This window comes from Neptunomonas antarctica, assembly GCF_001305295.1.
Classification (GTDB): domain Bacteria; phylum Pseudomonadota; class Gammaproteobacteria; order Pseudomonadales; family Balneatricaceae; genus Neptunomonas; species Neptunomonas antarctica.
In genome coordinates this window covers 115,092-141,133 of sequence record NZ_LJSI01000053.1, presented here as the reverse complement: position 1 = coordinate 141,133, position 26,042 = coordinate 115,092, and the positions used below count along the sequence as shown (strand labels likewise).

General features: G+C 47.5%; 26 protein-coding genes and 1 pseudogene. 7 read left to right on the top strand and 20 right to left on the bottom strand.

Features of this window, described 5'->3' with window-relative positions; all coding sequences use genetic code 11:
- Positions 1-10 precede the first annotated feature (10 nt).
- The gene (gene rsmD / locus Nant_RS15415; RefSeq protein ID WP_054342550.1) at positions 11-637 is read left to right on the top strand and encodes a 16S rRNA (guanine(966)-N(2))-methyltransferase RsmD; all 627 of its coding nucleotides are present in this window, start codon (positions 11-13) and stop codon (positions 635-637) included.
- 48 nt (positions 638-685) lie between these two features.
- Here rsmD and Nant_RS15410 read toward each other — a convergent pair whose 3' ends face one another.
- Positions 686-1,303 (bottom strand): TetR family transcriptional regulator, encoded by a 618-nt coding sequence (locus Nant_RS15410; RefSeq protein ID WP_054342549.1) that lies wholly within the window; start codon positions 1,301-1,303, stop codon positions 686-688.
- A gap of 90 nt (positions 1,304-1,393) precedes the next feature.
- Positions 1,394-2,662 (bottom strand): M48 family metallopeptidase, encoded by a 1,269-nt coding sequence (locus Nant_RS15405; RefSeq protein WP_054343243.1) that lies wholly within the window; start codon positions 2,660-2,662, stop codon positions 1,394-1,396.
- Between the two features lie 166 nt (positions 2,663-2,828).
- Between Nant_RS15405 and coaD the strand changes: the two genes are divergently transcribed.
- Positions 2,829-3,338 carry a pantetheine-phosphate adenylyltransferase gene (gene coaD, locus Nant_RS15400; protein ID WP_054342548.1) on the top strand — a complete coding sequence of 170 codons (510 nt, stop codon included), beginning with the start codon at positions 2,829-2,831 and terminating at the stop codon, positions 3,336-3,338.
- Positions 3,339-3,348: 10 nt separating this feature from the next.
- Positions 3,349-3,594, top strand: coding sequence for a YfhL family 4Fe-4S dicluster ferredoxin (locus Nant_RS15395; RefSeq protein WP_054342547.1), 246 nt, complete (start codon positions 3,349-3,351; stop codon positions 3,592-3,594).
- A 72-nt stretch (positions 3,595-3,666) separates the two neighbouring features.
- Here Nant_RS15395 and rluF read toward each other — a convergent pair whose 3' ends face one another.
- Positions 3,667-4,464, bottom strand: a complete 798-nt coding sequence (gene rluF / locus Nant_RS15390; RefSeq protein WP_082400390.1) for a 23S rRNA pseudouridine(2604) synthase RluF — start codon at positions 4,462-4,464, stop codon at positions 3,667-3,669.
- Positions 4,465-4,604: 140 nt separating this feature from the next.
- Between rluF and Nant_RS15385 the strand changes: the two genes are divergently transcribed.
- A complete protein-coding gene (locus tag Nant_RS15385; protein WP_054342546.1) occupies positions 4,605-5,462 on the top strand; it encodes a PA4780 family RIO1-like protein kinase in 858 nt (285 codons plus the stop codon).
- Between the two features lie 75 nt (positions 5,463-5,537).
- Here Nant_RS15385 and Nant_RS15380 read toward each other — a convergent pair whose 3' ends face one another.
- The 3 genes from Nant_RS15380 to Nant_RS15370 form a co-directional block, all read right to left on the bottom strand.
- Positions 5,538-6,047: a DUF501 domain-containing protein gene (locus tag Nant_RS15380; RefSeq protein ID WP_054342545.1), complete on the bottom strand. Its 510-nt coding sequence runs from the start codon at positions 6,045-6,047 to the stop codon at positions 5,538-5,540.
- Between the two features lie 93 nt (positions 6,048-6,140).
- The gene (gene recG / locus Nant_RS15375; RefSeq protein ID WP_238377165.1) at positions 6,141-8,246 is read right to left on the bottom strand and encodes an ATP-dependent DNA helicase RecG; all 2,106 of its coding nucleotides are present in this window, start codon (positions 8,244-8,246) and stop codon (positions 6,141-6,143) included.
- Positions 8,247-8,250: 4 nt separating this feature from the next.
- Entirely contained in the window at positions 8,251-9,165 is a 915-nt protein-coding gene (locus Nant_RS15370) for a hydrogen peroxide-inducible genes activator (RefSeq protein ID WP_054342544.1), read from the bottom strand.
- 48 nt (positions 9,166-9,213) lie between these two features.
- Here Nant_RS15370 and Nant_RS15365 point away from each other — a divergent pair, with 48 nt between their 5' ends.
- Positions 9,214-10,059 carry an SDR family oxidoreductase gene (locus Nant_RS15365; protein ID WP_054342543.1) on the top strand — a complete coding sequence of 282 codons (846 nt, stop codon included), beginning with the start codon at positions 9,214-9,216 and terminating at the stop codon, positions 10,057-10,059.
- Here the strand turns inward: Nant_RS15365 and Nant_RS21595 are convergent.
- From Nant_RS21595 to Nant_RS15345, 4 genes are all read right to left on the bottom strand, one after another.
- A complete protein-coding gene (locus tag Nant_RS21595; RefSeq protein ID WP_054342542.1) occupies positions 10,037-10,588 on the bottom strand; it encodes a hypothetical protein in 552 nt (183 codons plus the stop codon). The genes Nant_RS15365 and Nant_RS21595 overlap by 23 nt on opposite strands.
- A gap of 181 nt (positions 10,589-10,769) precedes the next feature.
- Positions 10,770-11,273, bottom strand: coding sequence for a nuclear transport factor 2 family protein (locus Nant_RS15355; protein WP_054342541.1), 504 nt, complete (start codon positions 11,271-11,273; stop codon positions 10,770-10,772).
- 49 nt (positions 11,274-11,322) lie between these two features.
- Positions 11,323-12,882 carry a 2Fe-2S iron-sulfur cluster-binding protein gene (locus Nant_RS15350; protein WP_054342540.1) on the bottom strand — a complete coding sequence of 520 codons (1,560 nt, stop codon included), beginning with the start codon at positions 12,880-12,882 and terminating at the stop codon, positions 11,323-11,325.
- A 46-nt stretch (positions 12,883-12,928) separates the two neighbouring features.
- On the bottom strand, positions 12,929-13,474 hold the full coding sequence (locus Nant_RS15345; protein ID WP_054342539.1) for a carboxymuconolactone decarboxylase family protein: 546 nt from the start codon (positions 13,472-13,474) through the stop codon (positions 12,929-12,931).
- A 161-nt stretch (positions 13,475-13,635) separates the two neighbouring features.
- Here Nant_RS15345 and Nant_RS15340 point away from each other — a divergent pair, with 161 nt between their 5' ends.
- The gene (locus Nant_RS15340; protein WP_054342538.1) at positions 13,636-14,541 is read left to right on the top strand and encodes a LysR family transcriptional regulator; all 906 of its coding nucleotides are present in this window, start codon (positions 13,636-13,638) and stop codon (positions 14,539-14,541) included.
- A 17-nt stretch (positions 14,542-14,558) separates the two neighbouring features.
- On the opposite strand, the gene Nant_RS15335 is transcribed toward Nant_RS15340, so the two are convergent.
- From Nant_RS15335 to Nant_RS15320, 4 genes are all read right to left on the bottom strand, one after another.
- The gene (locus Nant_RS15335) at positions 14,559-14,909 is read right to left on the bottom strand and encodes a hypothetical protein (RefSeq protein WP_054342537.1); all 351 of its coding nucleotides are present in this window, start codon (positions 14,907-14,909) and stop codon (positions 14,559-14,561) included.
- Positions 14,910-14,928: 19 nt separating this feature from the next.
- Positions 14,929-17,412: a putative bifunctional diguanylate cyclase/phosphodiesterase gene (locus Nant_RS15330; protein ID WP_054342536.1), complete on the bottom strand. Its 2,484-nt coding sequence runs from the start codon at positions 17,410-17,412 to the stop codon at positions 14,929-14,931.
- Between the two features lie 6 nt (positions 17,413-17,418).
- On the bottom strand, positions 17,419-18,423 hold the full coding sequence (locus tag Nant_RS15325; protein WP_054342535.1) for an ABC transporter substrate-binding protein: 1,005 nt from the start codon (positions 18,421-18,423) through the stop codon (positions 17,419-17,421).
- A 620-nt stretch (positions 18,424-19,043) separates the two neighbouring features.
- Positions 19,044-19,928, bottom strand: coding sequence for a DMT family transporter (locus Nant_RS15320; protein ID WP_054343241.1), 885 nt, complete (start codon positions 19,926-19,928; stop codon positions 19,044-19,046).
- 158 nt (positions 19,929-20,086) lie between these two features.
- On the opposite strand from Nant_RS15320, the gene Nant_RS15315 reads away from it, so the two are divergent.
- Entirely contained in the window at positions 20,087-20,530 is a 444-nt protein-coding gene (locus tag Nant_RS15315; protein ID WP_054342534.1) for a YtoQ family protein, read from the top strand.
- A gap of 311 nt (positions 20,531-20,841) precedes the next feature.
- Here Nant_RS15315 and Nant_RS15310 read toward each other — a convergent pair whose 3' ends face one another.
- From Nant_RS15310 to Nant_RS15285, 6 genes and pseudogenes are all read right to left on the bottom strand, one after another.
- On the bottom strand, positions 20,842-21,090 hold the full coding sequence (locus Nant_RS15310) for a carboxymuconolactone decarboxylase family protein (RefSeq protein ID WP_054342533.1): 249 nt from the start codon (positions 21,088-21,090) through the stop codon (positions 20,842-20,844).
- Positions 21,091-21,943: 853 nt separating this feature from the next.
- Positions 21,944-22,048, bottom strand: a pseudogene (locus Nant_RS21765) (SMR family transporter); the annotation flags it as partial.
- 96 nt (positions 22,049-22,144) lie between these two features.
- A complete protein-coding gene (locus Nant_RS15300) occupies positions 22,145-23,053 on the bottom strand; it encodes a bestrophin family protein (RefSeq protein ID WP_054342531.1) in 909 nt (302 codons plus the stop codon).
- A gap of 237 nt (positions 23,054-23,290) precedes the next feature.
- The gene (locus Nant_RS15295) at positions 23,291-24,379 is read right to left on the bottom strand and encodes a DUF2955 domain-containing protein (RefSeq protein WP_202905030.1); all 1,089 of its coding nucleotides are present in this window, start codon (positions 24,377-24,379) and stop codon (positions 23,291-23,293) included.
- A gap of 12 nt (positions 24,380-24,391) precedes the next feature.
- The gene (locus Nant_RS15290) at positions 24,392-25,456 is read right to left on the bottom strand and encodes an HlyD family secretion protein (RefSeq protein ID WP_054342530.1); all 1,065 of its coding nucleotides are present in this window, start codon (positions 25,454-25,456) and stop codon (positions 24,392-24,394) included.
- A 2-nt stretch (positions 25,457-25,458) separates the two neighbouring features.
- A complete protein-coding gene (locus Nant_RS15285) occupies positions 25,459-25,941 on the bottom strand; it encodes a MarR family transcriptional regulator (protein WP_054342529.1) in 483 nt (160 codons plus the stop codon).
- Between the last annotated feature and the right edge of the window lie 101 nt (positions 25,942-26,042).

Genomic DNA, 26,042 nt, shown 5'->3' with positions numbered 1-26,042 from the left:
ACTTATTCAGATGCCTCGAAAAAATTCAACCCGAAAAAATAGCCCAACAGTCACTGAACCACGCCCGATGCTACGTATTATCGGTGGAGAATGGCGTAGCCGAAAAGTCCCGTTTCCGGAGACTGAAGGGTTACGCCCTACCCCTGATCGTGTCAGGGAAACATTATTCAATTGGCTGCAAAACATCACGCCGGGCGCGCGTTGCCTTGACCTGTTTGCCGGCAGTGGAGCATTGGGACTTGAAGCACTTTCACGCGGTGCAGAATCGGTTGTATTTATTGATAGCTCGCCTGCAGTAGTTCGTCAGCTCAGAACTAACCTGAATACATTAAAAAGCCAGCACGGCGAAGTAATAACCGCTTCAGCCATAAACTGGTTAGAGTCACGCCAAACCGATACTGAAACACGCTATGATCTGGTTTTTCTCGACCCACCCTTCAGAAAAGATCTACTTCCGCTTATTTGCGAATTACTCGAAAAGCGAAATCTGCTAGCTGACAATGCTGTTATCTACATAGAAGCGGAATCAGAACTCAGTCAACTGGTTGTCCCCGGGAACTGGGAAGAGAGTCGTGTAAAAACCGCCGGACAGGTCACCTACCGCTTACTCTTTCGCCAACCAGCGTCAACCACCTGAAGAAAGCAGGGCTTTTTAATTAAGACGTCCCAATTAGAGCTTAGCTACCTACGAGGCTTCCAAGCCCCGTATGGCATTGCTGATACTGGTACTGGCAAGATCCCTTAGAGCAACAGGCTCCAGCATATATTCAGCAACGACTAACACGCCAAAAACCTGACAGAGCAGCATCTCCGCAATAGGCTGCCCTTTGGTTTTTTTACTAATCGACTTTTGCTTGCGTGCTTGTTTCAGGAAGCGATTGATATAATCGGTCCACACCTGCCACTCATCAGCCAGACATTCATGCAACGCTGCTTGCTGAGGCAGCTCTTTTCTACGATTATAAAAAAGGCTGTAGACCTGCATCGCAGGTTCATGAGTAGCAATACGACACGTTACTTCTATCAAAAATGCCTTTAGCGCTTTAACAGCATTCTGATCAATCGCCTGCAACTGTTCCAGATAGTAATGCTCAAAAGGCAAGGTGAGCGATTCGCATAGCGCTAAAATCAGATCATCCCTGCTCTTAAAGTGCCAATATAAAGCACCATGCGTCACCCCGACTTCAGCCGCGATTGTTTTCAAGCTCACATTGTTAATCCCGTGCAGCGAATACTGCAGCAGCGCCATATCTAACAACTGCTGCCGGGTTTGCTGCGCTTCTTCTTTGGTACGACGCGCCAAAATAGTCTCCAATGCTATCTAATACTGATTAATTACAGCAGTTTATCTTATACGTCCTGAATAAACATTACCCTCACACCAATATAAGTTCTACTGATAAGGTAACGCGTCATCAAGATAGTACTTTACTTGCATCTGCTTTAATTGGGCAACGCTCAAATCGGGCATTGTAAATTGCGCAGTAAAACGTGATCCACGCACAACATTACCCGACACATGCGCCACATAGCGCTTAACCTTCCCACCAGAATCTTTAACTAATACACCCATAACGACATTTTTGAGACTGACTGAATTTCGATTTTGCCACACGACCTGCCATGAATGCTGATCAATCACCTTTTCCCCCAGCACAACAACCCGTTTATCCAGCGCCTGCATCATCTGTATCTGTTGTGTCTGGCGACTGGCTTCCTGCTTCGTTCCTTCATGTTGAACATAAGCACCTAACACCGTCCCCAGTATGGCCGACAGGCCACCACCTTCGCCCGCCTTTACAGACTCCGATTTTTTACGCCATAACGTATTACTCTCCAATAACGCCGAATACTGAGGGTTCTGCTGACCTTTCTGATAATACGGCTCAACCTGCCTGGCCACATTACGCGTCAATACCGCCCGCTCTGGATTAACAGGATGGTCATGAAAAAACAAACCTTTAGCGCTCCCTTCTTTTTTATACTGTCGTTCCCAAATACGACTCGCCGCATAAGGATCAAAACCCGCCAACGATGCATAGAGAATGCCTATTTTATCCGCCTCGATCTCACTCTCATGTGTAAAAGCAGCCTGATAACTGCCCTGACGTGCCGCTTCAGAGCCTGCAATTAAGGCCACTGTTTGATGCGTCTGCCGCTCAAACACGTGATTGGCTACCGTATGTGCAATTTCATGCCCAAGCACAGCCGCTAGTTCCGAGTCATCCTGAAGATCCTTCATCAGGCCACTGTTAACAACAATGTAAGTACCTCCGGTAGTGAATGCGTTAAAAGCATTGTTATCAATCAAGATGGGGCGCCAGCGTTCATTCGCCAGGTGACTGACACGATGAATACGGTCAAATACCTTGACCAGCCGCTCGTAGGCTTTACGGTCCAGTGCTGCATTAACCTTTCTGCCGGCTTTTTTCTCTGCCGCCATTATTTGCTCAACAGCAGCATTTCCCTGTGCAATTTGCTCGCCACGACCCGCCGTACTCAGCGTCCGCTGCCCTGTGACAAGATCACGCTCAGTGACGGCTTCAGCTGCCGTATAAAGTCCGCGATCTACGCTCTGTAGCGCCTCGCAACCACTTAACAACACTAAACAGAGAATGACTGATGAAACTTTAACCAGACTGGTTGATGATTTTGAAGACATATTCAATACCCACATATTCTTAATTGACATATAAAAAATATTTTTAATAACTAATAATGATCGATACATTCCATTATTGTATTTGTACCACTGTGGCAATTCCGATAACATGCCGCATTTGTAACAGTAGCAATAAGCACGCTTACAGGGTTAGAGTGAATCGACAATGAATATTGCCATTTATCCGGGAACATTTGATCCTATTACAAATGGTCACGCTGACCTGGTACAACGTGCGTCATGCTTATTTGACAAAGTTATTGTCGCCGTTGCAACCAGTCAGACAAAACAACCTCTATTTCCTATTGAACTGCGTACTTCGCTTGCAACCGAAGTATTTGCACATTTAGAAAATGTTGAGGTGGTAGGTTTTGAATGCCTATTAGCAGATTTTGTAGCACAGCAGAACGCTAACATTATTCTGCGTGGCCTTCGCGCTGTATCTGACTTTGAATATGAATTTCAACTGGCGAATATGAACCGCCAGCTTGCCCCGCAAGCAGAAAGTCTCTTTCTGACACCTGCGGAGCATCTTTCTTTTATCTCATCTACGCTGATAAGAGAAATTGCAATGTTGAATGGCGATGTGAGCAAATTTGTTCATCCTGCCGTTAATGAAGCGTTACAGAATCATCTTGCAGTTAACAAGAACTGCAGAAACCTTCTGAGCCAGTGAGGTAGCCGACATGGCATTAATTATTACCGACGAATGCATCAACTGCGATGTTTGCGAACCAGAATGCCCGAATGAAGCCATTTCTCCGGGTGAAGAAATATATGAAATCGATCCAAACAAATGTACTGAATGCGTTGGTCATTATGACACGCCTCAGTGTGTTGAAGTTTGCCCGGTAGATTGTATTCCAAAAGATCCGGATCATGTTGAAACTGAAGTTCAGTTGATGGACAAGTACACCCAGCTGACTGCTTAATAGCTCAACAAATGCTCCAACAAAAAGCAGGCTTAAGCCTGCTTTTTATTATCTGAAATCCGCCTCAAATGTTCATTTAGGGCCAGATTTTATGAGGCGAGAGTGTCGCTTTGCATTTGGCGGCGCGGTAATGGCTGCCGTTTTATGTGAGGTGGCGACGGCTTTATTGATCTCTGCCAATTCTTCGCTGGTCAAATTCCTCCACTGCCCGGGTTTTAATCCATCTAATTTAACATTCATAATCCGTGTTCGTTTTAGCTTAGTGACCTCGTAACCTAAGTACTCACACATGCGCCGAATCTGGCGGTTAAGCCCTTGTGTTAAAATAATTTTAAATACAAAACGGCTTTGCATCGTCACTTTACAAGGTTTGGTTACCGTATCCAGAATGGGCACACCGCGTGACATCTGCTCAGAAAATCGTTCATTTAACGGCTTATCAACCGTGACGATATACTCTTTATCATGAGCATTTTCAGCACGCAGAATTTTATTAACAATGTCACCATCACTGGTCAGGAAAATCAGACCTTCGGAAGGCTTATCAAGCCGCCCTATTGGGAATATTCTCTGCTTATGACCAATCGCATCGATAATATTGCCTTTAATGTGAAGCTCAGTGGTACACGTAATACCGACTGGCTTGTGATAGACTATATAAATACGATCGGATTTATTATCAGCACTGGCAGCGATGCGTTTTCCATCAATTAATACTGTATCCGCCGGTGTGACCTTTGTACCTAGTTCAGGCTGTTGGCCGTTGATAGTAACTCGTTGTTGTTCAATTAATTTATCAGCTTCACGTCTGGAACAGAAACCGGATTCACTGATATATTTATTGAGACGTTTTTCACTACTTGTGCTCACAATATTTTCCAACTATAAAGCTTCTTGGCAAAACCCATTAAAACATATCACACAGTACAGAGGCAGTTTTGTAATAACGAAGCCGCTGAAGTTTTATCCGATTTACTCCATACCACGAAAAAAGAGGGTATAACGGCGTCATGAAAGCTCCAAAACGAATACTACCCCTGATTGAAGACGGCCTGGTGGATGAAGTCCTCCGTCCGCTCATGAGCGGCAAAGAAGCAGACGTATTTATCGTACGCTGCGGCACCGAGATACGCTGCGCAAAAATCTATAAAGAAGCCAATAAACGCGGCTTCAAGCAAGCAGCGCAATATCAGGAAGGCCGTAAAGTACGCAATAGTCGACGTGCACGCGCCATGGAAAAAGGTTCTAAATTTGGCCGCGGCCAGCAGGAAGAAACGTGGCAAAATGCTGAAGTAGACGCCCTCTATCGTCTGGCTGATGCGGGCGTGAGGGTTCCCACGCCTTATGGCTGTTTCGACGGCGTATTGCTAATGGAACTGGTCACTGATAACGAGGGGCACGTAGCGCCACGCCTGAACGATATCACCCTGACACCCGAACAAGCCCGCGAAGATCATGCCGTCGTCATGAAATACGTAATGCTAATGCTCTGTGCAGGACTCATTCATGGTGACCTTTCAGAATTCAATGTATTAGTAGACTCATATGGCCCGGTTATTATCGATCTTCCGCAAGCGGTTGATGCGGCAGCCAATAACAATGCGCAGAGAATGCTGACGCGTGATGTTAATAATATGACGGTTTATTACGCGCAGTATGCACCTGAGTTACTGGATACCCGCTACGCTAAAGAGATGTGGGCACTATTCGAAGGAGGCGATTTACATCCTGAAACTGAGCTTACAGGGCTCTTTGAAGAAAGCGCTGAAGCGGCGGATGTTGATACCGTTCTACAAGAGATTAAGGCAGCATGGGCTGAAGAGCAGGAACGTTTGGAACGCATCATGGATGCTGAAGAATCAGCCTAAACACAACGCCAAGCTGTTTTTACTACCTGCTGATGACTGCCTGTTCCCCACATAAGGGAAGCAGGCAGTCTTATCTTACTGGCTATAATGCCGTTTATTAAGCTCAAACTCCTGATCCATCAGTGCGCCAATCACGTTACCTTCTGCCAGATGATGTGCATACTGCATGTGCAGACATCTGACTTGATCCCATTTCGAAATACCACCGATACCGTTACGTTCGTACAGTTCACTGAATCCTAATGTTTCTATGCGCTGCTTATCCTCAGGCAACATCAGCTCCCAGCGGCGTGCTACATAAGCTTTCTGATTTTCAAGATAAGCCTCTCTTAATTCAGTATCCGTTTGCAGACGGGCTTCTACCTCTTTCACCCATCCTTGCCCTTCAATCTGGCCAATCGCCTTACACAAATCTTTTGACGATAACCAATACAGTGTAGGAAAAGGCACATCGTCCACCAGCGAACGCATCTGTAGTACCAGAGGAACACCTTGCGGTGTCGCTACAGCGATTTTCACCAGCCCTTTTGGCTCACGACCAATCTGGTCGGTAATAACGGCTAACTGCTGTTCTGAAACGCTCACACACACCTCGTTAATATCCTGAGTTTGAATTCAACTATCAATGCAACTATCAATGCAACTATCAATTTACCTATAATTTTTCCGATAAGCAGCTTACACATGGCCATAATCCTCTTGATGCCCTAACCAGCGACGCGTTATCGATTCCATCACATCAGGCGCATCAGCCAACTCGGCAGCCACCTGACGAATACTATCCAACAAATCAGAATCGCGCTGCAAATCGGCGATGCGAAACTGCATCATACCCGTCTGACGAGTCCCCAAAATCTCTCCGGGCCCACGTAATTCAAGGTCTTTTTCTGCAATACGGAAACCATCAGTGGTTTCACGCATCACGGCCAGACGCTCCCGACTCTGCTTTGAAAGCGGCGCATGGTACATCAGCACGCAAAAACTCTCGACCGAGCCACGCCCCACACGCCCGCGCAACTGGTGTAACTGCGACAGCCCTAACCGCTCGGGGTTCTCAATAATCATGACACTGGCATTAGGCACATCGACACCCACTTCAATCACGGTCGTGGCCACTAAAAGATCGAGTTCCGCAGCTTTAAAGCGCTGCATCACCTCGGCTTTATCCTTAGACTTCATCCGTCCATGCACCAGACCTATACGCAGTTCTGGCAGCTGTTCTTTGAGCATTATTTCAGCGACTTCCACTGCCTGGCATTGCAGTGATTCAGATTCTTCGATGAGCGTACATACCCAATAGGCCTGTCGCCCTGCCGCACACGCCACGCGCACACGCTCAATCACCTGATCACGTCGGGAATCCGCTATCACCACGGTATTCACCGGCGTTCGGCCCGGTGGAAGTTCATCAATCACCGAACAATCCAGATCCGCATAAGCACTCATGGTTAGCGTGCGGGGAATCGGCGTCGCCGTCATAATCAACTGATGCGGACTGCGCTTTCCATCGCGGCCTTTTTCCCGCAAACTTAAACGCTGATGCACGCCGAAACGATGCTGTTCGTCAATGACCGCCAATCCCAGATTATAAAACCTCACTTCTTCCTGAAACAAAGCATGGGTGCCGATCACAATCTGTGCAGAGCCATCGGCTATCGCTTCTAGCTGTATTGCCCGCTGCTTACCTTTCACTTTACCCGCCAGCCAGGCAAGTTTAATACCTAACGGCTCCATCCACTGTGAAAAATTGATGAAGTGCTGCTCCGCCAGAATTTCTGTCGGCGCCATTATTGCCGCCTGATATCGATTTTCAACCGCTTGGAGTGCGGCTACTGCGGCGACCACTGTTTTACCGGAACCCACATCACCTTGCACCAGACGTAACATGGGAAGCGGTTTTTCCAGATCGGCGCACACCTCAGCACTCACCCGTTGTTGCGCCTGGGTTAATTGAAAAGGTAATTGCCGCAAAAATTGACTGCTTAACCGTTGTGTCGCATTGAGTATGGGCGCGCCATGCTCCTGCACTTTATGCCGCAATTGCATAAGTGTCAGATGATGCGCCAGTAACTCTTCAAACGCTAAACGACGCTGCGCAGGGTGCATGCCTTCCAGCAACAGATGCTGATCGGCATCTACTGGCGGCGCATGCAGATACACCAATGATTTTTTTAACGCAGGTAGGCGCCATTGCTGCCGAACAGGTTCAGGCAAGAGCTCTCGTACACTGCCTGTTTCCAGCCAGGTAAGTGCCTGCTGGATCAACGCACGCACGCGACCTTGCTGCAACCCTTCGGTCATAGGATAAATAGGCGTTAAGCATTCCTCAACAGGCGTTAGCCCTTCCGCATGACTGGCACGGTATTCAGGATGCACCATCTCAAGCCCTGCAGGCCCGGGACGCACTTCACCAAAACAGCGAATCGACGCGCCAACCGCTAAGGTATTCTTTTGTGCCGCTGAAAAGTGGAAAAAACGTAACGTCAGCGTTCCCGTTCCGTCCTGTATACGACATAACAGACTGCGGCGTCGACCCATCTGAATATCCGAGGCGCGGATAGTCCCTTCAATTACACACTCATCACCCGGCTGCAATGAGCCAATCGGTATGATTCGGGTGCGATCCTGGTAGCGTGACGGCAGATGAAACAGCAGATCAGGAATGCTGTGAATTCCCAAGCGCGCTAATTTCAAGGCCAGCGCAGCACCCACACCTTTCAGCGCAGTGATAGCGGGAGCGTTAGCCGAAGCGCTAATAGATGGACTACCAGATGAGCTATACACAGTGCTAGGCAGCCCCTTTTTGACTCGTTAGCTCACAACGGCTAATGGCATCCACCAGCACATCGATGGCTTTAGGACGAGGAAAACTCGCACGCCATGCAACAGCAACCGTACGGGTGGGCTGCGGTGCTTTAAAAGGCTTGGTAACCACAAGATCGGATTGATAAAACCCTTGAGTCGCCGACATCGGCAATACACTTGAACCCAAGCCACTCGCCACCATCATACGGATGGTTTCCAGAGAACTGCCTTCCGTCACTGTATTTTGGTGCTGAATCGCCTGCTGTAGCGTCGGGCAGGATTCCAACACCTGATCACGGAAGCAGTGCCCCTCTCCAAGCAACAACAGCTCAATGCTCGACAGATTGGTGGCATCAATCGTTTTATGCTCACACCAGGGATGCTGTTTAGGCAGCAACATCACAAAAGGCTCGTCATAGAGCACCCGCGCAACCACATCAGGTTCGTCAAAGGGCAATGCAATAATGATGGCATCTAACTCACCATTACGCAGTTTTTCGCGCAATCTAGCCGTGAAGTTCTCTTCGATATACAGCGGCATATTGGGTGCCAGCTCCTGTACTTCAGGCACCAGACGCGGAAAAAGATAAGGACCGATGGTATAAATAGCACCGACACGTAAAGGCGTACGCAGCTGATCTTTACCGACTTGAGCCAGATCTTTAATGGCCTCTGCCTGCTGCAAAACTTTGCGCGCCTGCTCGACCACTTGTTTGCCGACATCCGTAATGCGAACGGCATTTTTACTGCGTTCAAATAAGGCGACACCCAACTCTTCTTCCAGTTTTTTAACCGCAATCGACAGAGTGGGTTGGCTGACAAAACACTTCTCGGCAGCGTGGCCGAAATGCTGTTCTTTCGCAAGGGTCACAATGTAACGCAGCTCGGTGAGCGTCATTACTTAAATCCTCTGTTATTATGCAGTCTCTAAAACAGGAGTGTTCAGATGAGTAAACTGCGAATCCTTATTGCCGGATGTGGCGACGTTGGTAGCGCACTGGGTATCAAGTTGACTGAACAGGGCCATTACGTCTACGGTTTAAGGCGTACTATAAACCAGCTTCCTGACTGCATCCATGCTATTTCAGCCGATATTGCTGATAAAGGCACACTATCAGACTTGCCAGATACAGATATACTCATCTATTGCGCTGCAGCAACCGGTCGTAGTGAAAACGCGTACCGACAAGCGTACATTGATGGCCTGGAAAATATTTACACTGCACTGCCTCATCCACCCAAACACTTTTTTTTCACCTCCAGTACCAGCGTTTACGGTCAACATCAGCATGAATGGGTTGATGAGCAATCACCGACCGAAGCCACTCAGCCATCAGGACAGATAATGCGCCAGGCAGAACTTGCCGTATTGGCAAAAGGCAACTCCACCGTGGTGCGCTTTAGTGGTATTTATGGCCCGGGCAGAAACCACCTGATCAACACCGTTCGGGCAGGCACTATCGCGCCGGAAAACCCACTGCACTACAGCAATCGAATTCACCGAGACGACTGCGCCGGCGTGCTGGCGCACTTGATACAAAAACTTAGCAAAGGCAGCGTGATCGAATCGTTATACCTTGCCAGCGACCCTAATCCCACTCCCATTCATGAGATCACCGCATGGCTGGCAGAACAGTCAGATACAGAGATTACGCAGGAAACGCCGATCAGACGCGGTGGCAGTAAACGCTGCAACAGCCAGCGCCTGCAGCAGTCGGGATATGAGTTTCTATATCCCGACTATAAAGCAGGATTTCAGGCAGGGATCATCACTTGGAAAGACGCTGAATGATACGCGCATAGGACTCTTTCAGCTCCTCAGTGATCATCGTAGTTTTAGCGATAAGCTCTTCAGAGGTCTCTTGGGTATCATCAGCGATATCCGAGATTTTGGTTTTTAATAAATCCCACTTTTTTTCTGCTTCAACAAACTCTTCTTTGGCTTCCATTGAGGCCAAATGCAACTTTACGATTATTCCATCCCGTTCCGTTTTGAGTTTCCCGTACAACACACCTAATTCATCTTGTACAAAAGAAGCCTTTTCAGATAAGTACGGCCCTAAACGGATATAAGATTCCTGAAGCTCTTTGACTTCCGATTTAGTTTGCTCGATAAACGCCTCAGTCACCTCTTTTGAACCGGCCGCTATGTGCGCTGCTTTTGCTTTTAACGTTTGCCACTTTCGTTCAGCTTCTATCAACTCTTCTTTAGCTTCCATCGAAGCCAGATGCGTTTTTACAATAACTTCATCGCGCTCTGTTTCGAGTTTTTCAAATAAATGTTCAAACTCTTTTTTTATCGCTTCTGGTTTAATGGACATAGCACACCTCAACTTTCTGCAATTAAACACTCTAAAATCAGACACTCTGACGTGATACAAGTACGCTACAAACATGTCAGTTTTAACGTTATAACAGATTCAGATAAAAAAATGTCCGGTGCCCATACTCAAAAAAAACGCAGCCCGATGAATTTTTTTTGAGCTATCGATCAAGCCTGATTCAAAGCCCTAGCTCACTGAGCCCCGGATGATCATCCGGCCGACGGCCTTGAGGCCAGCGGAATTTCCGATCCGTTTCATCTATCGCTAAATCATTGATACTGGCGTGGCGATTTTGCATCAGTCCCTGCTCGTCAAATTCCCAATTCTCATTCCCATACGATCTAAACCAGTTACCTTCTGCGTCACTCCATTCGTAAGCAAAGCGCACCGCTATACGATTCTCTGTATACGCCCACAGCTCTTTAATCAGGCGATACTCAATCTCTCGCTGCCATTTACGTGTTAAAAACTCAACAATTTGCTCACGCCCTACGGGGAATTCAGCGCGATTCCGCCAATAGCTATCCGGCGTGTATGCAAGCGAGACTTTTACAGGATCACGGCTGTTCCAACCATCTTCGGCCATGCGTACCTTTTGAGTCGCTGTTTCGCGCGTAAACGGTGGAAGTGGTGGACGTAACTCACCCGACTGTTTATCTGTTTTTACACCTATCAGACTCATGATTATTCTCCTTAATGCATCTGGTTAATTAAGCCAGCGCACGTTTCGATTAAATATCCAATACCAAACGTTCACTTTTAGCACGTGATACGCATGGACAGATCGAGGTTTGCCGCTCGGCAGGAGATAACACTGCATCACGATGCGCAGGCTCTCCTTCAAGCACCGTCACCGCACATGCCTTGCAATTTCCTGCCTTACAGCTATAGAGCGCGTCCACACCGGCTTCCAGCATGGCGTCAAGAATAGTTTGATTACTGCCGACCTGAATCTGCACACCCGAGCGGCGCAATTCCACTTCAATCGGTTGAGCATCCACGACTGGCACTGCAGAAAAACGCTCAAATCTGATTCTTTCCGGGCTGATATTCAACACACAGGCTTGTTTCACCACGTCATCAATCAAACGGTTTGGGCCGCATACATAAAAAACCGTATCATCTGGAGCAGCACTCAGCAATTGAGCAACATCCATACGCTTTGAATGCGTCGCTCGGTAAAGACTTAAGCGTTGCGTAAACTCTCTTGTTAAGCGATCGCTAAACGCCATTTCTACTTCACTACGACCTGCGTAGTGCAGCTGAAATTCATTGCCTCTTGCCTTTAATGCCTGCGCCATCGCTTTAATCGGCGTAATACCAATACCACCGGCAATTAACACGGCTGGACGCTGATTAGCATGCAGTCGAAAATGATTCTGTGGAAGCTCGCAGTTCAACTGCACACCGATCTCAAACAGTTCATGTATCGCTTGCGAGCCACCTCTGCTTTGCCCTTCCTTTAATACCGCTATCTCGTAGATATCACGGCGTGCAGGATTTGAGCAGATCGAATAATGACGTGTGGATAACTCAGCATTTTTCAACTGCACTGGCACACTCAAATGTGAGCCTGCCTCCACCTCAGGCAGGTCTGACCCATCCAATGCCCGCAATTCATAAGCGCGTACGCGTGGTGTCAGCTGGCGCACTCCGGATATCACTAATGCCAACTCGCCCTGCCCTAGCACCGGCAAGGCGTTGTCTTTCTGATCGGAGGCAGCGCTTTCTGAATGGAGAGCTTCGATCATTTCTTCAACGTCCGTTTCGGTATAGCGCGGCGTAATATGCTGCGGACAGTTCCAATCAAAGGCCTCAACATGAATAACAAAACCACGCTCGACACGTGCTCGGTAATCATCGACCTCGAGCACTGCCAATAATTCTGTTTCTTCCAGATCAACCAAACGTACTCGTCCCAGCACTTTGAGTCGTCGACGGTTTTTATAATCCATAAGAAACAAGGATACGCGGTCATCTTTACGCAGATTACCCACGCTTACATATTGTCGGTTTCCACTGAAGTCGGCGAAGCCTATCGTTTGCGCATCTATAACTTTAAGAAAACCAGTCGGCCCGCCTCGATGCTGCACATACGGCCAACCAGTTTCGCTAACACTGGCCATGTAAAAGCTATCACGCGCGCTGATGAAATCAGCTTCATACTGACTAAGAAAATTGTTGTAATCATCCCCTTCATCCATACCTGCATATCCGGCGCGACTACCCAGTTGAAACTGCACATCCCGGACAGATTCAGTGAATGCGATCTCTGCAAATTTGTGTCCCATAACCTGAACCCTCCGGGGTTTATTTTTTAATTGTCAGTAGCGAAGCTTACGAAGCCAGCTGTAGATCTATTTTCGGAAAATCGATCTCAACGCGACTGGCTTTTCCCAGAATGTTGGTTAGTGTGTTCATCCCGACATGCGTAATAATCTCTACAATATCAGATTCGCTATAACCCGCAGCCCGTACTTCAAGCAACTCAGCTGTCGTGACATCACCACTGTGTTCGGCCAATGCACGTGCAAACTTAATGGCGGCCGCTGCTTTAGCATCCTCGCTGGAACCCGCACGATTCGCCTCGATTTCTGAATCAGACAGCCCAGCTTTACGGCCAATCGCCGTGTGAGCAGATACGCAATACTGACAAGCATTCTGCTGCGCGAGCGCTAACGCGATCCGCTCGCGGGTTTGTTCATTCAAACTGCCTTCACCTGCAATACTATGTAACCCCAGAAAAGCACGAAGTGCGGAGGGTGAGTTAGCAAAGATTTTAAGAAAATTTGGCACCATTCCCAGTTGAGACTGAATAGCATCGAGTAAGTCTTTCTGCTCTGTATTGGCGTTGTTGTGGTCGATTATGTTAATGCGGCTCATGGTATTTCTCCTGAAAACTTTGTGAGTATTTAGTTCGTAACGTCACTGCGTTGCGAGTGATAACACTATGCAAAATTCCACTTGAAATAAGAATCACCATAAAACACAATTAATTATTCCATCTATTGGAATTAACTAAGTATATTTCACAAGGAAATCCCATGGATCGCTTTCACCTGATGAGTGTTTTTGTCGCGGTTGCCGACGAGGAAGGCTTTGCTGCAGCCGCTCGGCGTTTACGTATGTCACCGCCGGCGGTTACCCGCGCAATCAGTGCACTGGAAGAACACTTAGGTGTAAAGCTGCTCAATCGCACGACACGCTATGTACGCACCAGCGACGCAGGCCAGCGCTACCTTGAAGATGCGCGACGCATATTGGCTGAGGTCGACTCTGCTGATGAGGCCGCCGCCGGGATTAATGCCGAACCTCACGGACACTTAGCCGTAACTGCCCCTGCGTTGTTTGGCCGGAAATTTATCACGCCCGGCATTGTTGACTACCTGCAGCGTTACCCAAATACTGAAGTATCGGCGGTATTTCTCGATCGGGTAGTTAACCTGCTTGAAGAGGGGCTAGACGTTGGCATACGCATTGGCGAACTACCGGATTCAAGCATGCGAGCTTTAAGAGTCGGGTCTGTGCGCCGCGTTATATGTGCCTCCCCTGAGTACTTGCAGCAACATGGGCAACCTCAAACACCTGACGATCTATTACAGCACACTATCATCGCATCAAGCGCCATTAGCGGATCACTCGATTGGCGCTTAAATACTGCCGAGGGCAAGCCTATACGTATCAAGCCAAGGCTTACCGTCAACACCAATGATGCGGCACTAGAAGCCGCGTTGGAAGGTTTTGGAGTCACACGGTTGTTGTCTTACCAAGTAAACCAGCAGCTAGCTTCGGGGGCGTTAGTCCGCATATTGGAAACCTACGAGCCTGCCGCCTGGCCGGTACATATTATTCACCGCGAAGGGCGTTACGCGTCCGCGAAAATCAGAACATTTGTGGATTTAATGGCAGAACGCTTACGCGCTGACAGCTCATTAAACTGGTTCAAATAAGCGTGATTTTCACTAAATCATAAGCGGTAAATAGTCACTCCATATGAAACAGCACAACATAGCAGCAGGAACAAAACACCCGGACGCATCTTTTGGAGAACACCCGGCAAACACTTGGCGTTAAATATGTATGCCGACGTCAGCAACATCAAACATCCGGAAATTAAGGCAGCAACACCCCAGAATTCACTCAAATGACGCATAGCGTACCAAAATACATTCCAGCTTCCGGCAGCAAACACAACAAAGGCTATTGTCTTTTTGAACCATGCAGGTAATTTCTGCAGTGTACGCAATACCGGTAATCGAGTAGCAAACAGCAAACCCGTTATCATGCATCCCGTCATTATTGTTCCCATAGGAAGCATTCAATTGTCCTTATATCTTTCACGATTCATCAAAAATAGTGCGCAGCAAACTCTCAAATTTATCAGCAGGCAGAGGGCGGTTATAAAAATAGCCTTGACCAAATTCGCATCCCTGTGCAATCAAAAAATCAGCCTGCGCCTGCGTTTCAATTCCCTCGGCTAGCACCACTAAGTTCATATGCTGACCTAGCGCGATGATGGATTTAACGATGGCAGCATCCTGCTCATCATCTATCACATCCTTTACAAAGGAGCGGTCTAATTTCAGAGTATTGAAGGGTAGTTGTTTAAGATAGCGTAAAGAAGAATATCCGGTTCCGAAATCGTCAATGGCCAACTCAAAACCTTGCTGACTCAACTCTTTCAAAATATTCGTAGACTCCTCATCATGCTCCATTAAAAAGCTTTCAGTGAGTTCAAGACACAACATCTGCGGCTGGCAGCCATTATCATGCGTGATTCTGGATATTTCCTGCGCCGTATTTAACTGATCCAACTGACGGCCGGAGATATTGACAGAAATCCGCGGTAACACACCACACCCCAAACGAGATCGCCACTCAACCAACTGCCGGCAAACCTCCGTTAACACCCAATGATCTATCGCTGTAATTAAAGAGGTTTGCTCCGCAATGGCAATAAAATGCGCTGGCGGCAACATCCCCTGAGTCGGGTGCTGCCAGCGCACCAACGCCTCAGCCCCGACCAACAGACCATCGGTAAGACGATACTGGGGCTGAAAGTAAACACATAGTTCGTCATTCAGTAACGCTTTACGAAGATCCGATTCAATATTCAGAGCTTCTGTTGCATGCGAAGTCATGCGTTTTTCATAGAAGCAGTACGCATTACGACCACTCTTTTTGGCTTCGTACATCGCCGCATCAGCATTACGCAGCAATATATCTGCATCATCACCATCCTGCGGCGACACGCTAATCCCTATGCTACCACTGGTGTAAAATTGTTGATTTTGCAACATCACGGGTTCAGAGATGCTCGCCAGCAATTTTTCTGCCATCGCCGAAATCATGCGGATATCGCCAACATCCTCTAAGAGCAAAATAAACTCATCCCCCCCCTGACGAGAAGCGGTGTCCACCTGACGAATGCAGGCCTTCAAGCGAGTCGCTATAATTTTTAGTAATAAATCACCTGCGGCGTGCCCCAGGCTATCATTAATATGTTTAAAGCGATCGAGATCGATAAAGAATACCGCTAGTTTACTTTTATTGCGCTTCGCCTTGAGTAATGCATGTTCCAGCCTATCATCAAAGAGTAATCGGTTAGGCAGCCTTGTCAGCGCATCATGATGGGCGAGTTGGTGCATATTTTCTTTTTGCTCGGCCAACTCCCGATAACTGTTGTTTAGCTCCCGCGCCATCTTGTTAAGAGCATCCTCAATGGTGCCCCATTCATCGGTTCGGTTTAAATTAATGGGCTTATAGAGTTGCCCTACCTGAAAGGTTTCTATACCGCGAATAAGATGCGTCAATGGCTTCTGAAGCGCGCGGGAAATGAGAAGTCGGATAGTAACAAACGCAAGAATCACCACAAATCCACTGATGAAGAACACTGTCTTTTGCGACTGGTAGATAATCGCCTCCAACCTTTCCGTCAGCATCAGGCTAGCATTACTGTTCTGTTTTTCGACTTCATTTAGCATCGCTTGCAGGCTCGCACGAGATTCAAGCAGGATCATCCTGGCACTACGAAAATCACGGATTTTCTGCTTCAAGGCATAAAGATTTAATTCAAATAATTTCAAGTTATCCAACAAATTTTCAGCAACAAGCCCAACCCCCGGAGTCGCAAAGCTTATTGTCTGCACCCGTAGTTTAAGGTTGGTAAGCATCTGATCAATGTCGCCATCCATCCAGGAAAAAGAATCCCGGTTTAACATTTGATTAGTATCGTCGGCGAGTTGTCTTTCCAACTCCAGCAACGCTACCTTTAAGCTGAATACCCACGCCGTCATCTGCTCTTGATAGGCACTATCCTGGCCATTAACAGCAGCCTCGATCAAACTCTTGGCAACCCACGCCTCCATAAAAGTCACTTGAACATTAAGCCTTTCATCTACCAGGCTCAGTTCATCACTAATCAGATTAATCGCTAACTGTGTCTTCCAGTAACGCTTAAAATCGATCGAAAAACGTTCAAGCATACCTCTTGTTTTAACATTAGCTACTTGCTCTACGTGTTCGATCTCCTGACTGATCGTATCGATACTCACCAACAGAGACTCTGAATCACGATAGAAACGGCGTTCACGCAAAGATATCTCATTGAACACAGCGCTTAACTGTTGTGAAAACACCCGTGATTGCCGCAATTGTTCCACTTGATCGGTAGCCGCTGAGCCCGATAGGCGCTTAACGTCATTTAATGTGAAAATAACCAACAGGGTGATACTGCACAACGCCACCACAACAGCAACAAGAATAAACTGCAGTTTCGAGCTCAGCAGCATATTACGAAGGGTTGGCATTTTCTTAAACATGAATATTCATCGGTCAGGCTCTGATGTTATTAGCTCAGCGCTACTCAGTACGATGGGGTTAGGTTTGAGATTAAACTGACGTAGTGTCGTGACATTGATAATACGATGCCCACGGAAGTTTTGTATCACAGGCAACGACGTAACATCACCGGTCTCGATAGCCTTTAGCAGCATTTCTGCTGCCGTTTGACCTTGCTCCTCACCGGTTTTGATAACGGCACTCAACGCGCCGCTTTCTACGTGAATTCGGTTACCCCCTAAAAGTGGGCTATGAAAATACGAGCGAACGCGATCGGAGACCGCCTGATAATCCATAGGCTGCCCCTGACCATCTTGAATCCCCCCCATAGACTCGAGGTAAAGTGCATCACAACTTTGCTCCGACTGACTGGCAACTTGCTCTAATTCACTGACAGAACGGACTATCCGGGTAACACAGATGTTCACAGGATAACTATCAGCTTCATTCCTGATCTGCGCCATCATAGCGTTTCCCGTTGGGCTATCAAACGTAACGAATCCCACCGATTGGATGGCGGGCGATAACTGCTTAGCAAAAGCCAGTGATTCACGAATGTGGCCGCGTTCCAAAATCCCTGATATATGCTGATTGGGATAGCCATACTGCGCAGCGGGCGCGTTCACACCACAAAACATAATAGGTGTTCGCGTCTTATCTCTGAGATAAGGCACCACAAACATCGACTGGGCGTTATCATCAACGGTTATAACGCCATCAGGCTTGATTGACTGAAAAAGCTCATAGGCTTCCTGCGCTTTCGCCGCGCCACCTTTGAAATCCGTTTTTGTGTTCATATAAAAATAATGGAGTTCATTGTCGGCGGCTAATACTTGTTCAATCCCTCTTTTAACCTCTTGGCTCCAGTAGAAATTTTCTTCATAACTCATCACCACAAGAATACGGTTTGCACCATAGGATGCCGATGCCCCCGACACAAGAAACAACAGCAAGGTAATATGGATAATATGCGCAAAACGCAGACTTAACATAAGCAAACCTCTGGTGGGAATAGACTATCCCTGATAAAAAAATGCGCACCATTAACGTCTGCTTAAACATAAAACAGCGCAATAAACTGTAAATCATCTAAAAACTCTAGTTGAGTAATATCGATGCCGCAAGATTGAAAACCACTATCTTTTCCTGCTGCTATGCTGCGTCACAACAGCTACTGCCCATAAAGCGATGGGGTTAGTACTTATAAGGTTTAGTACTTCGATCCCATATTCACATAGCAGAGCTTCATGTATAACTCGCAATGAAGATTATAAAAAAACCAATCGATTCCCTATGTCTCTGCACTAACAATGTGCAGCCAGAGTTCATCATGCCGAATTCAAAATGGGGCATTACGACAACGCACACACCCTATGGAAAGCACTCGAAAACAAGGACAACCATCACTGCGAAAAAGCAGCGCGGGCGGGTAGCAGCAAAGCACAATATCGCTTAGGGCTGCTTTATTCTGCAGGCATAAAAATACCCAAAGATGCTACAAACACGCAAAGGAAAAATTCAAGATACCGTGGCCGCACAAGCATGGTTACAACGTGCTTCTACTCAGAATTACGGGCCAGCCAAAGAAACGATCACCCGGAATTGATAGCGTTTATTTGATCAGCACACGTATAGCCTGACGCACGCTGCGCCAACGACTGACCAACAATGCACAAAAAATAAGAGCGCAACCGCCTAACTGCAGACCCGTCATTGTCTCGCCAAACCACAAGGCAGCCAACATAGCGGTCCATATCGGTTCCAATGTCATAATCACCGCGGCATTACTCGCGCTGGATAAACTTTGCGCCCATGTCTGCATAAAAAATCGTACGCTGGTCGCAATAAATATACTCGCGAGCATCCACATCCAAATCGAACCTGGCCAATCAAACGACCAGGTTTCCGTTGCCAACGACACAGGTAATGCCACCAACCCGACAACCATCAATTGAACGGCAGCCAGCGCAATAGGCGATGTTTTGGCAGCAGCGCGACTATTCAGAACAAATGTAAACGCGAAAAAAACAGCTGAACACAAGAATGAAAGCTCTCCCCAACCCATAATAAACTGGCTATCCAGTGATAAGCAGGCGAGACCGATAGCAGCCAGTGGAAGCGATAACCATACAGCCCGATTGGCACGCTCACCAAATAAGGTTGAGACAATCGGCACGATTACGGCCCCCAGGCAGGATAAAAAAGCCCCAACGCCAATATGTTGTGCGTGATGAAGACCTAAGATCCAAAAAATCATAGCAACGCCAAATGATACCCCGACCAATGCCGTGCGTAAGATTCCTCGCCGATCCAGTGAGCGTAGGGCCTGCCAACCAAATAGCGCCAACACCAGCCCGGCAATCAAAAACCTCAAGCCAATAAACATCAAAGGCGGTATTTCAGAAAGCGACTCTTTAGAGAAGATCCACCCCGCCGCAGCGAGTAGCGTGACCACGACTAATATCAGATCAGATTTAACGGCGTTTGATTGATTCATGACACATATCTCAAGAGGCGATTTAAGCGCCGTCATACTATCAGGTTTGCCTCAACAGAGAGGAATAAGTAAAAAGCACCCGATGCTGTAGAATTAACTTCGACAGCTTCAGCGATAACGCAATTATTAAGATACAGAAAGTAGATACAGGAAACCCTATGAACTGGAATATATACCTCTCTGGCGAGATACACACCGACTGGCGTCAGCAATTAATCGATGGCGCAAAAGCACATAACTTACCTGTAACCTTTACCTCCGCAGTCACTAGCCACGAAGCCAGTGATGCCGCCGGAGATATATTAGGTTCTGAAGAGAACAGTTTCTGGCGCGACCACAAATCATCAAAGGTGAATCGTATTCGCACCAAGAACCTAATAGCGAAATGCGACATCGCCATTATCCGGTTTGGTGACAAATACAAACAGTGGAATGCCGCCTTTGATGCTGGTTATTGCGCGGCGCTGGATAAGCCTTACATCACCCTGCATGCAGACGACATTATCCATCCGTTAAAAGAAGTAGACGCATCAGCGATGGCATGGGCGACAACCCCCGCTCAGGTAGTAGACCTTCTCAGGTACGTGATTTTAGAGAAATAAGTTTGGGTAAGCAGGGCTGCTTAGTAAACTAAGCAGCCTTTCACGACACCGGGGGACACAATACTCTTATACTTTTTAGTGATGTATCTCGCGTAAACGAATTACACCACTTGCGCTTATTCCACCCACCCCGGGTGGATATCAAAATACGTCCGATAACAAAATTCCTTCTGCACGCGCTCTTCAAATGCCCGGATAGTCATCATGGTCTGATAACATTCAAGCAGCGCTCCCTTAGCGATTTTCGTCGATCTGAGCTCCTTGGATAATATATTTTGAGCAGAAGCCACAACATAAGTCACGGGAGTTTATTAGAAAGCGAACTCGTCATAGGCACGCATAGCTTCAACACCGTAAACAGCAGAGGGGCCACCGCCCATCAGCATTGCTACACCAATCATTTCAGCCACTTCCTGGCGAGTAGCCCCAGCACTTAAAACTGCTGAAAACCTTCCAATGGCCTCAGATACATATTCAGCTTCTTGTCTTTCTATATTTATTACCCTCTCACCTGCCAACAGGCAACAGGCAACAGGCAACAGGCAACAGGCAACAGGCAACAGGCAACCCTTGATATCTCAAATTTCCCTTATAAAAATAAGATTAATGCGACACATGGCATTCAGGACGTCTGGAAAGCTTGCTTCCAGGCGGGCTGATATTTTGCGCGAGCAGGAATAACCGGAGTAGCCGTGAACTGGCCAAAAATTCACGTGCGGAAGGTGGCGCTATTTCCGCTCCATCGAATGATCAGTGTGATGAAAAGACTAAAGCTGAAGGTAAACGGAAGTCTATTTATCATTGCCTTGTCTGCGAATCTCCTTAGCTGGATTCTTTATAAACTTGATGTAAATGTATTTTTTAAAATTATATCCACAATACTATCTTCAGCATTTATCTGGGGAATGGTGGCCTTTAGCGTCAAGCAGTGTGAGTACAATTTTCCATTAGTACTGATATCAATTAGTGTATTTGATGAATTGCTTTGCTCTGGCGTATTTTACATATAGCAGTAACTTTAATGGAGCCTTACATGTTAGGGCTCTATTTGCCCCTTTGGTATTTTGTATTATTGGCTACTCATTATCACTACTTGCAATACCACATGAGCAATCACCTCTAGGTATCATCAGCTGGTATTGTCGTATTGACGAATAACTCATATACGGATATCAGTAAGTTGATACGGGCAGCAGACACGACTCTATACCAGACTAATAAAATGGCTTTATTATGCCGTTTGGAGGATAAATACAAACAGTGGGCTACAAAAAAAGCCGGCTGTGATTTTTGCTGATTGAAAGGCTTGTTATATGCTTAATGGCCTACTGTTTTTGAAAATACATTTATTACCACCACACCAGACAATATTAAAACCATACCAATAATTGCAGGAATATCTGATAATTATTTATATAAAATAGCACTTATTGAAGCAATTAATACGATTCCCATACCTGCCCACACTGCATAAGCGATACCTACAGGGATGGTTTTTAGAACTAACGATAAAAAATATAACCGTTTATTGATGACACCTGTCCTTATTGCTGGCTCGATTCCTGGTGCACCATGAGGTGATACAGCCACACAACGGACAGGAATTGGCCGGATTCATTGCAACTGGAAATCCACCGGCTGCAGCAACTCCGGAGCGGGGTCACCCAGCGCTTCGGCCACACTGATCTCGTGAATACGACAGATCGCATCCAGTGGCAGGTCGTTGGTCTGCCGGCCAAAGGGGAACTCTAGCTGCTCTGACAAGCGGTCGAGGCCGAAGAAGGTATAGGCAACAATGGCGGTAAAGACCGGTGTAAACCAGCCGGCCGCACCGACCAGACCAAACGGTAGCAGGTAGCAATAGATGTAGGCAGTTCGATGCGCCAAAAGCGTATAGGCGAACGGTAGCGGCGTGTGAGCAATTCGCTCCGAGGCCGCCTGAACGCTCGCCAGCGCATGCAGGTGCTTATCCAGCGCAACGGCAGCAACGGTGTCGATTTGGCAGTCCTGTAGCGCTTCGGCGATGATCAGCCCCGCCTGCAGCAGCATGGCGTCCGCCGGGTTGCGCTTGCTTAGCACCTCAGTAACTAACGCATCCGGTAGTTCAGCAGGCAGATCCTTGCGCACATCTTCACGGCGCAATTGCCCCCGCAGCAGATGGGAATAGGCCAGTACACGCAGCATCAGCGAACGACGCTGCGACGGCGTCAAATAGATCGCGCTGGCACGGGCCAGACTGCGCACTTCATACACCATCTCGCCCCAGTGCTTACGCGCCTCCCACCAGCGGTCATAGGTGGCGGTATTGCGCATACTCAGCAGGATCGACAATGCGATGCCCAGCAAGGTAAACGGCAGCAGGGTATATTCGATCACCCCTTCAAGATAATGATGGCGGGCGATCCAGGTGACGGCACAGGCAAACAAGCCGGCCAACAGTATATGGCGGAAGATGTGAGGTATCACGGAGCCTTTCCAGGCAAGCAACAACCCCAACGCACTGGGACGTTTACGAACGATCATACGGGAGGAACTCCTTTTACACGTGTTTTATGGTTATAAACTACTCATATATTGCGAATAATCAGTCAGTCCTTTTTCTGCATTATAACGACCCGCGAAAATTAGCACGCCTTTATAAGCGTCGCGTAGCACTTTTTTGAATGAGTGCGGTGTATCGGGTGCATCATTCCAGTCAACTTCTGCAAGATGCGAACATGTAGCGGCGCACCTCAAGACTATTATTGCAGAGCTATGACGCTAAGATGGTTGGGCATTAATAATAAAGCGGGTACTGACAAACCTATTCAGTAAACGATGCATTAAATAGACAGCCGTTAGTGTTATCAGCACCGATACTGAAACCGAGGTAAATCGATACAGGGCGTTGTATACCAAGTCTTGTTGAGGGGACAAGTATTGGCCAAAAAGGATTCCCATCGTCGTCATGGCACCAAAGCCAGCCCCTGAACCACCCCCTTCAAGCATATGGTAACGGGCGAATAGCATCACACTTATCCAAAGCGCGATACTCACAAATAATAAAATACCGGAATGGCCAAGTAATATGAGCTGCCAACCCAATCCGATATTACAGCCAACTAAGGTACCAATGGCCCGATTAAGCGCCGAGCGCCCTGCCCCGTGCCAATTCATCGGAAACAAAATAAGAACAGACGACACTTGCGCCGACAAGGAACCCTGTAAATCGAGCACCTGAAACGCAAGAAAAGATAAAGTCGCCACCGTACTGGCTAAAATCACTTCGTGACGCCCATTACTTTTCGGTTTTATAATAGCCGGCGGTCGCGCGCGTGCCTCAACATCGGGGAACAACACGTGCATCAACATAGCTAGCAACACAGTTAAGACACTCGCCGCTATATTCGACATCACTAGATCGCTCACCGACGCTGAGCTATAACTGGCAAAGTGCAACTGCATCGACAAGCCAACCATGCCCACGGCACCAAAGAGAAAATTGGCCCCTTGCGACATACAGCGAAACATAAAAGCAAATATCAAAAATACCGCGACTGTCATAGGTACAGGCTGATCGCCAAACATACCTTGCACCACAAACACAAAGACAGAGACCAGGATCATATTTGCCAAAAACTGGCGTATGATATGGCTATTCAGCACAGGTACCAGACCCAGTAATAGCATAGGGTAGACGGTAAAAAAGGTACCGTAATTCCAGCCCATTAATTTACTGATGGTGAATCCTAATGTGGCGCCAAATGCGACCCGTAAACACTGCTGCACTTCGTTGCCGGTTAATGCCCGGTGAGCGGGTCTGTTAACGCTGCCGGTACGAATAAAAGGCAACCTGAGACGAGCTTTCATGATCGGCGCAACCTAATAAATGTAATGAATAACACTGATGACGTGGGCTTGAAGCGTTCCTAACCAACTTGCCAGACCGGCAATGGGATGTAACTGTACCGTCGCTCTCGCACCGGATGGCATTGACTGTAATAACCGGAGGCCATCGATTAAAACGATGTGCGTGCGCATGTACTGCGCGTCTCGTACCCAACGGTCGGAATTAACGGGGTTGGCAAGCGAACCATCAGCATTGATTTGACCGTCTTTTACCCCCGCATCTATTGCCTCCACCTTGCCGTCAAACACCTTGCCGGGATAGGCATCAAACACGACAGAAGCCGCATCACCTATGTGTACGTGACTGAGTGATTTCTCTCTAAAGTCAGCCACAATATCGCCTTTATCTAACACGATAGCAGCAACGGGTACGCCCGCCTGGGCATACTGTCCGGGCTGGAGTTGCAGGTTTGCAACATGACCGGTGACCTCAGAACGCACGTCAGTGTAATTCAATTGTAACCGGGCACCTTGCAGGGTATTTTTAGCCTGGCGGATTAACAGGTTATCCTCACCGTTAGAGCCGCGCTGCACTTTAAACTTAACGGCGTCCGCTTGTGCGGCCTCAACCTGCGCCTGTGCGGCACGGTAATTGGCTTTGGTTTTATCATAAAACTGACGAGAGACGGTATTCGACTGGATCAAGTGCTCCACCCGCTCAACCTCTAACGTAAGCTCGCCTACATCTGCTTTTGCTGCCAGTACCTTTGCCTCAGCCGCCGCAATAGAAGCATCTAACTGAAAATTCGTTTGCTCGGCACTTTCTACGGCGAGCCGGGCTTTCTCTACCCTGATTTCATAGGGCCGCTTGTCTAGACTAAATAGCACTTGCCCTGCATGCACACTTTGATTGTTTTGAATGTAGACCTGATGCACTTGTCCACTCACCTTAGACGATATATTCACCACAGGATGCAACACCCGTGATTGAGTGCTAACAGGCATCCACAGATCTGCACACAGAAAATAGATAAACGTTAAGGCGAACACGGCTAACGCAATATGCACCCAGCGCTTAAAAATTTGATCAGGAGCCATCTCTATTTATCTCCTTCACTGTGTTTATTCAGTAAATTAGCAGCATTGTGTTCAAGCTTTTTAAGGACCGCAAATACAATATCGAGTTCTTCATCGCTTATACCTTGGGTGAGCGTAGAGCGCACTTCGTCCACACAGCCAGTTAACGTCTGTAAGCATTCATGACCCGTTTCGGTAAACCACAAACACTGGCACCTACCGTCACTGGGATGAGCTCGCCTTTCCACCAAATTAAGCTCAACCAACTGATTGACCGTGCGGGTTAATGAAGGCATTTCGATACCCAATTCCCCCGCCAACCTATGCTGCGAGGTGCCTTCGCCTAGTATTTTCAAATTCATCATGACCGACCAACGTGCTTCGGTCATACCCATGGGCTTAACCGACTGGGATATAGCGCTGCGCCATAAACGAAACACTCGCCCTAACAACCAACCTAAGGCAGGGCTCTTTAATTTTCTGTATTTACCTAATGCACCAGACATACAAACCTCAATCAATATAACGCCAATCGTGCCATGTAAGCACTACAGATTAGTTAGCATGCTAAGTATTGTAACGCTTAAAATTTACTTAGCAAGCTAAC

What these genes read in the sequence shown, in the direction of transcription:
- Nant_RS15335 (WP_054342537.1), bottom strand. Translation starts at nt 14,909, where the DNA reads ATGCTTCCTATGGGAACAATAATGACGGGATGCATGATAACGGGTTTG.
- Nant_RS15290 (WP_054342530.1), bottom strand. Translation starts at nt 25,456, where the DNA reads ATGGCTCCTGATCAAATTTTTAAGCGCTGGGTGCATATTGCGTTAGCC.
- coaD (WP_054342548.1), top strand. Translation starts at nt 2,829, where the DNA reads ATGAATATTGCCATTTATCCGGGAACATTTGATCCTATTACAAATGGT.
- Nant_RS15330 (WP_054342536.1), bottom strand. Translation starts at nt 17,412, where the DNA reads ATGTTTAAGAAAATGCCAACCCTTCGTAATATGCTGCTGAGCTCGAAA.
- Nant_RS15285 (WP_054342529.1), bottom strand. Translation starts at nt 25,941, where the DNA reads ATGTCTGGTGCATTAGGTAAATACAGAAAATTAAAGAGCCCTGCCTTA.
- Nant_RS15385 (WP_054342546.1), top strand. Translation starts at nt 4,605, where the DNA reads ATGAAAGCTCCAAAACGAATACTACCCCTGATTGAAGACGGCCTGGTG.
- Nant_RS15395 (WP_054342547.1), top strand. Translation starts at nt 3,349, where the DNA reads ATGGCATTAATTATTACCGACGAATGCATCAACTGCGATGTTTGCGAA.
- Nant_RS15365 (WP_054342543.1), top strand. Translation starts at nt 9,214, where the DNA reads ATGAGTAAACTGCGAATCCTTATTGCCGGATGTGGCGACGTTGGTAGC.
- Nant_RS15295 (WP_202905030.1), bottom strand. Translation starts at nt 24,379, where the DNA reads ATGAAAGCTCGTCTCAGGTTGCCTTTTATTCGTACCGGCAGCGTTAAC.
- Nant_RS15325 (WP_054342535.1), bottom strand. Translation starts at nt 18,423, where the DNA reads ATGTTAAGTCTGCGTTTTGCGCATATTATCCATATTACCTTGCTGTTG.
- Nant_RS21595 (WP_054342542.1), bottom strand. Translation starts at nt 10,588, where the DNA reads ATGTCCATTAAACCAGAAGCGATAAAAAAAGAGTTTGAACATTTATTT.
- Nant_RS15355 (WP_054342541.1), bottom strand. Translation starts at nt 11,273, where the DNA reads ATGAGTCTGATAGGTGTAAAAACAGATAAACAGTCGGGTGAGTTACGT.
- rsmD (WP_054342550.1), top strand. Translation starts at nt 11, where the DNA reads ATGCCTCGAAAAAATTCAACCCGAAAAAATAGCCCAACAGTCACTGAA.
- Nant_RS15405 (WP_054343243.1), bottom strand. Translation starts at nt 2,662, where the DNA reads ATGTCTTCAAAATCATCAACCAGTCTGGTTAAAGTTTCATCAGTCATT.
- Nant_RS15320 (WP_054343241.1), bottom strand. Translation starts at nt 19,928, where the DNA reads ATGAATCAATCAAACGCCGTTAAATCTGATCTGATATTAGTCGTGGTC.
- Nant_RS15370 (WP_054342544.1), bottom strand. Translation starts at nt 9,165, where the DNA reads ATGACGCTCACCGAGCTGCGTTACATTGTGACCCTTGCGAAAGAACAG.
- Nant_RS15340 (WP_054342538.1), top strand. Translation starts at nt 13,636, where the DNA reads ATGGATCGCTTTCACCTGATGAGTGTTTTTGTCGCGGTTGCCGACGAG.
- Nant_RS15345 (WP_054342539.1), bottom strand. Translation starts at nt 13,474, where the DNA reads ATGAGCCGCATTAACATAATCGACCACAACAACGCCAATACAGAGCAG.
- Nant_RS15300 (WP_054342531.1), bottom strand. Translation starts at nt 23,053, where the DNA reads ATGATCGTTCGTAAACGTCCCAGTGCGTTGGGGTTGTTGCTTGCCTGG.
- Nant_RS15315 (WP_054342534.1), top strand. Translation starts at nt 20,087, where the DNA reads ATGAACTGGAATATATACCTCTCTGGCGAGATACACACCGACTGGCGT.
- Nant_RS15350 (WP_054342540.1), bottom strand. Translation starts at nt 12,882, where the DNA reads ATGGGACACAAATTTGCAGAGATCGCATTCACTGAATCTGTCCGGGAT.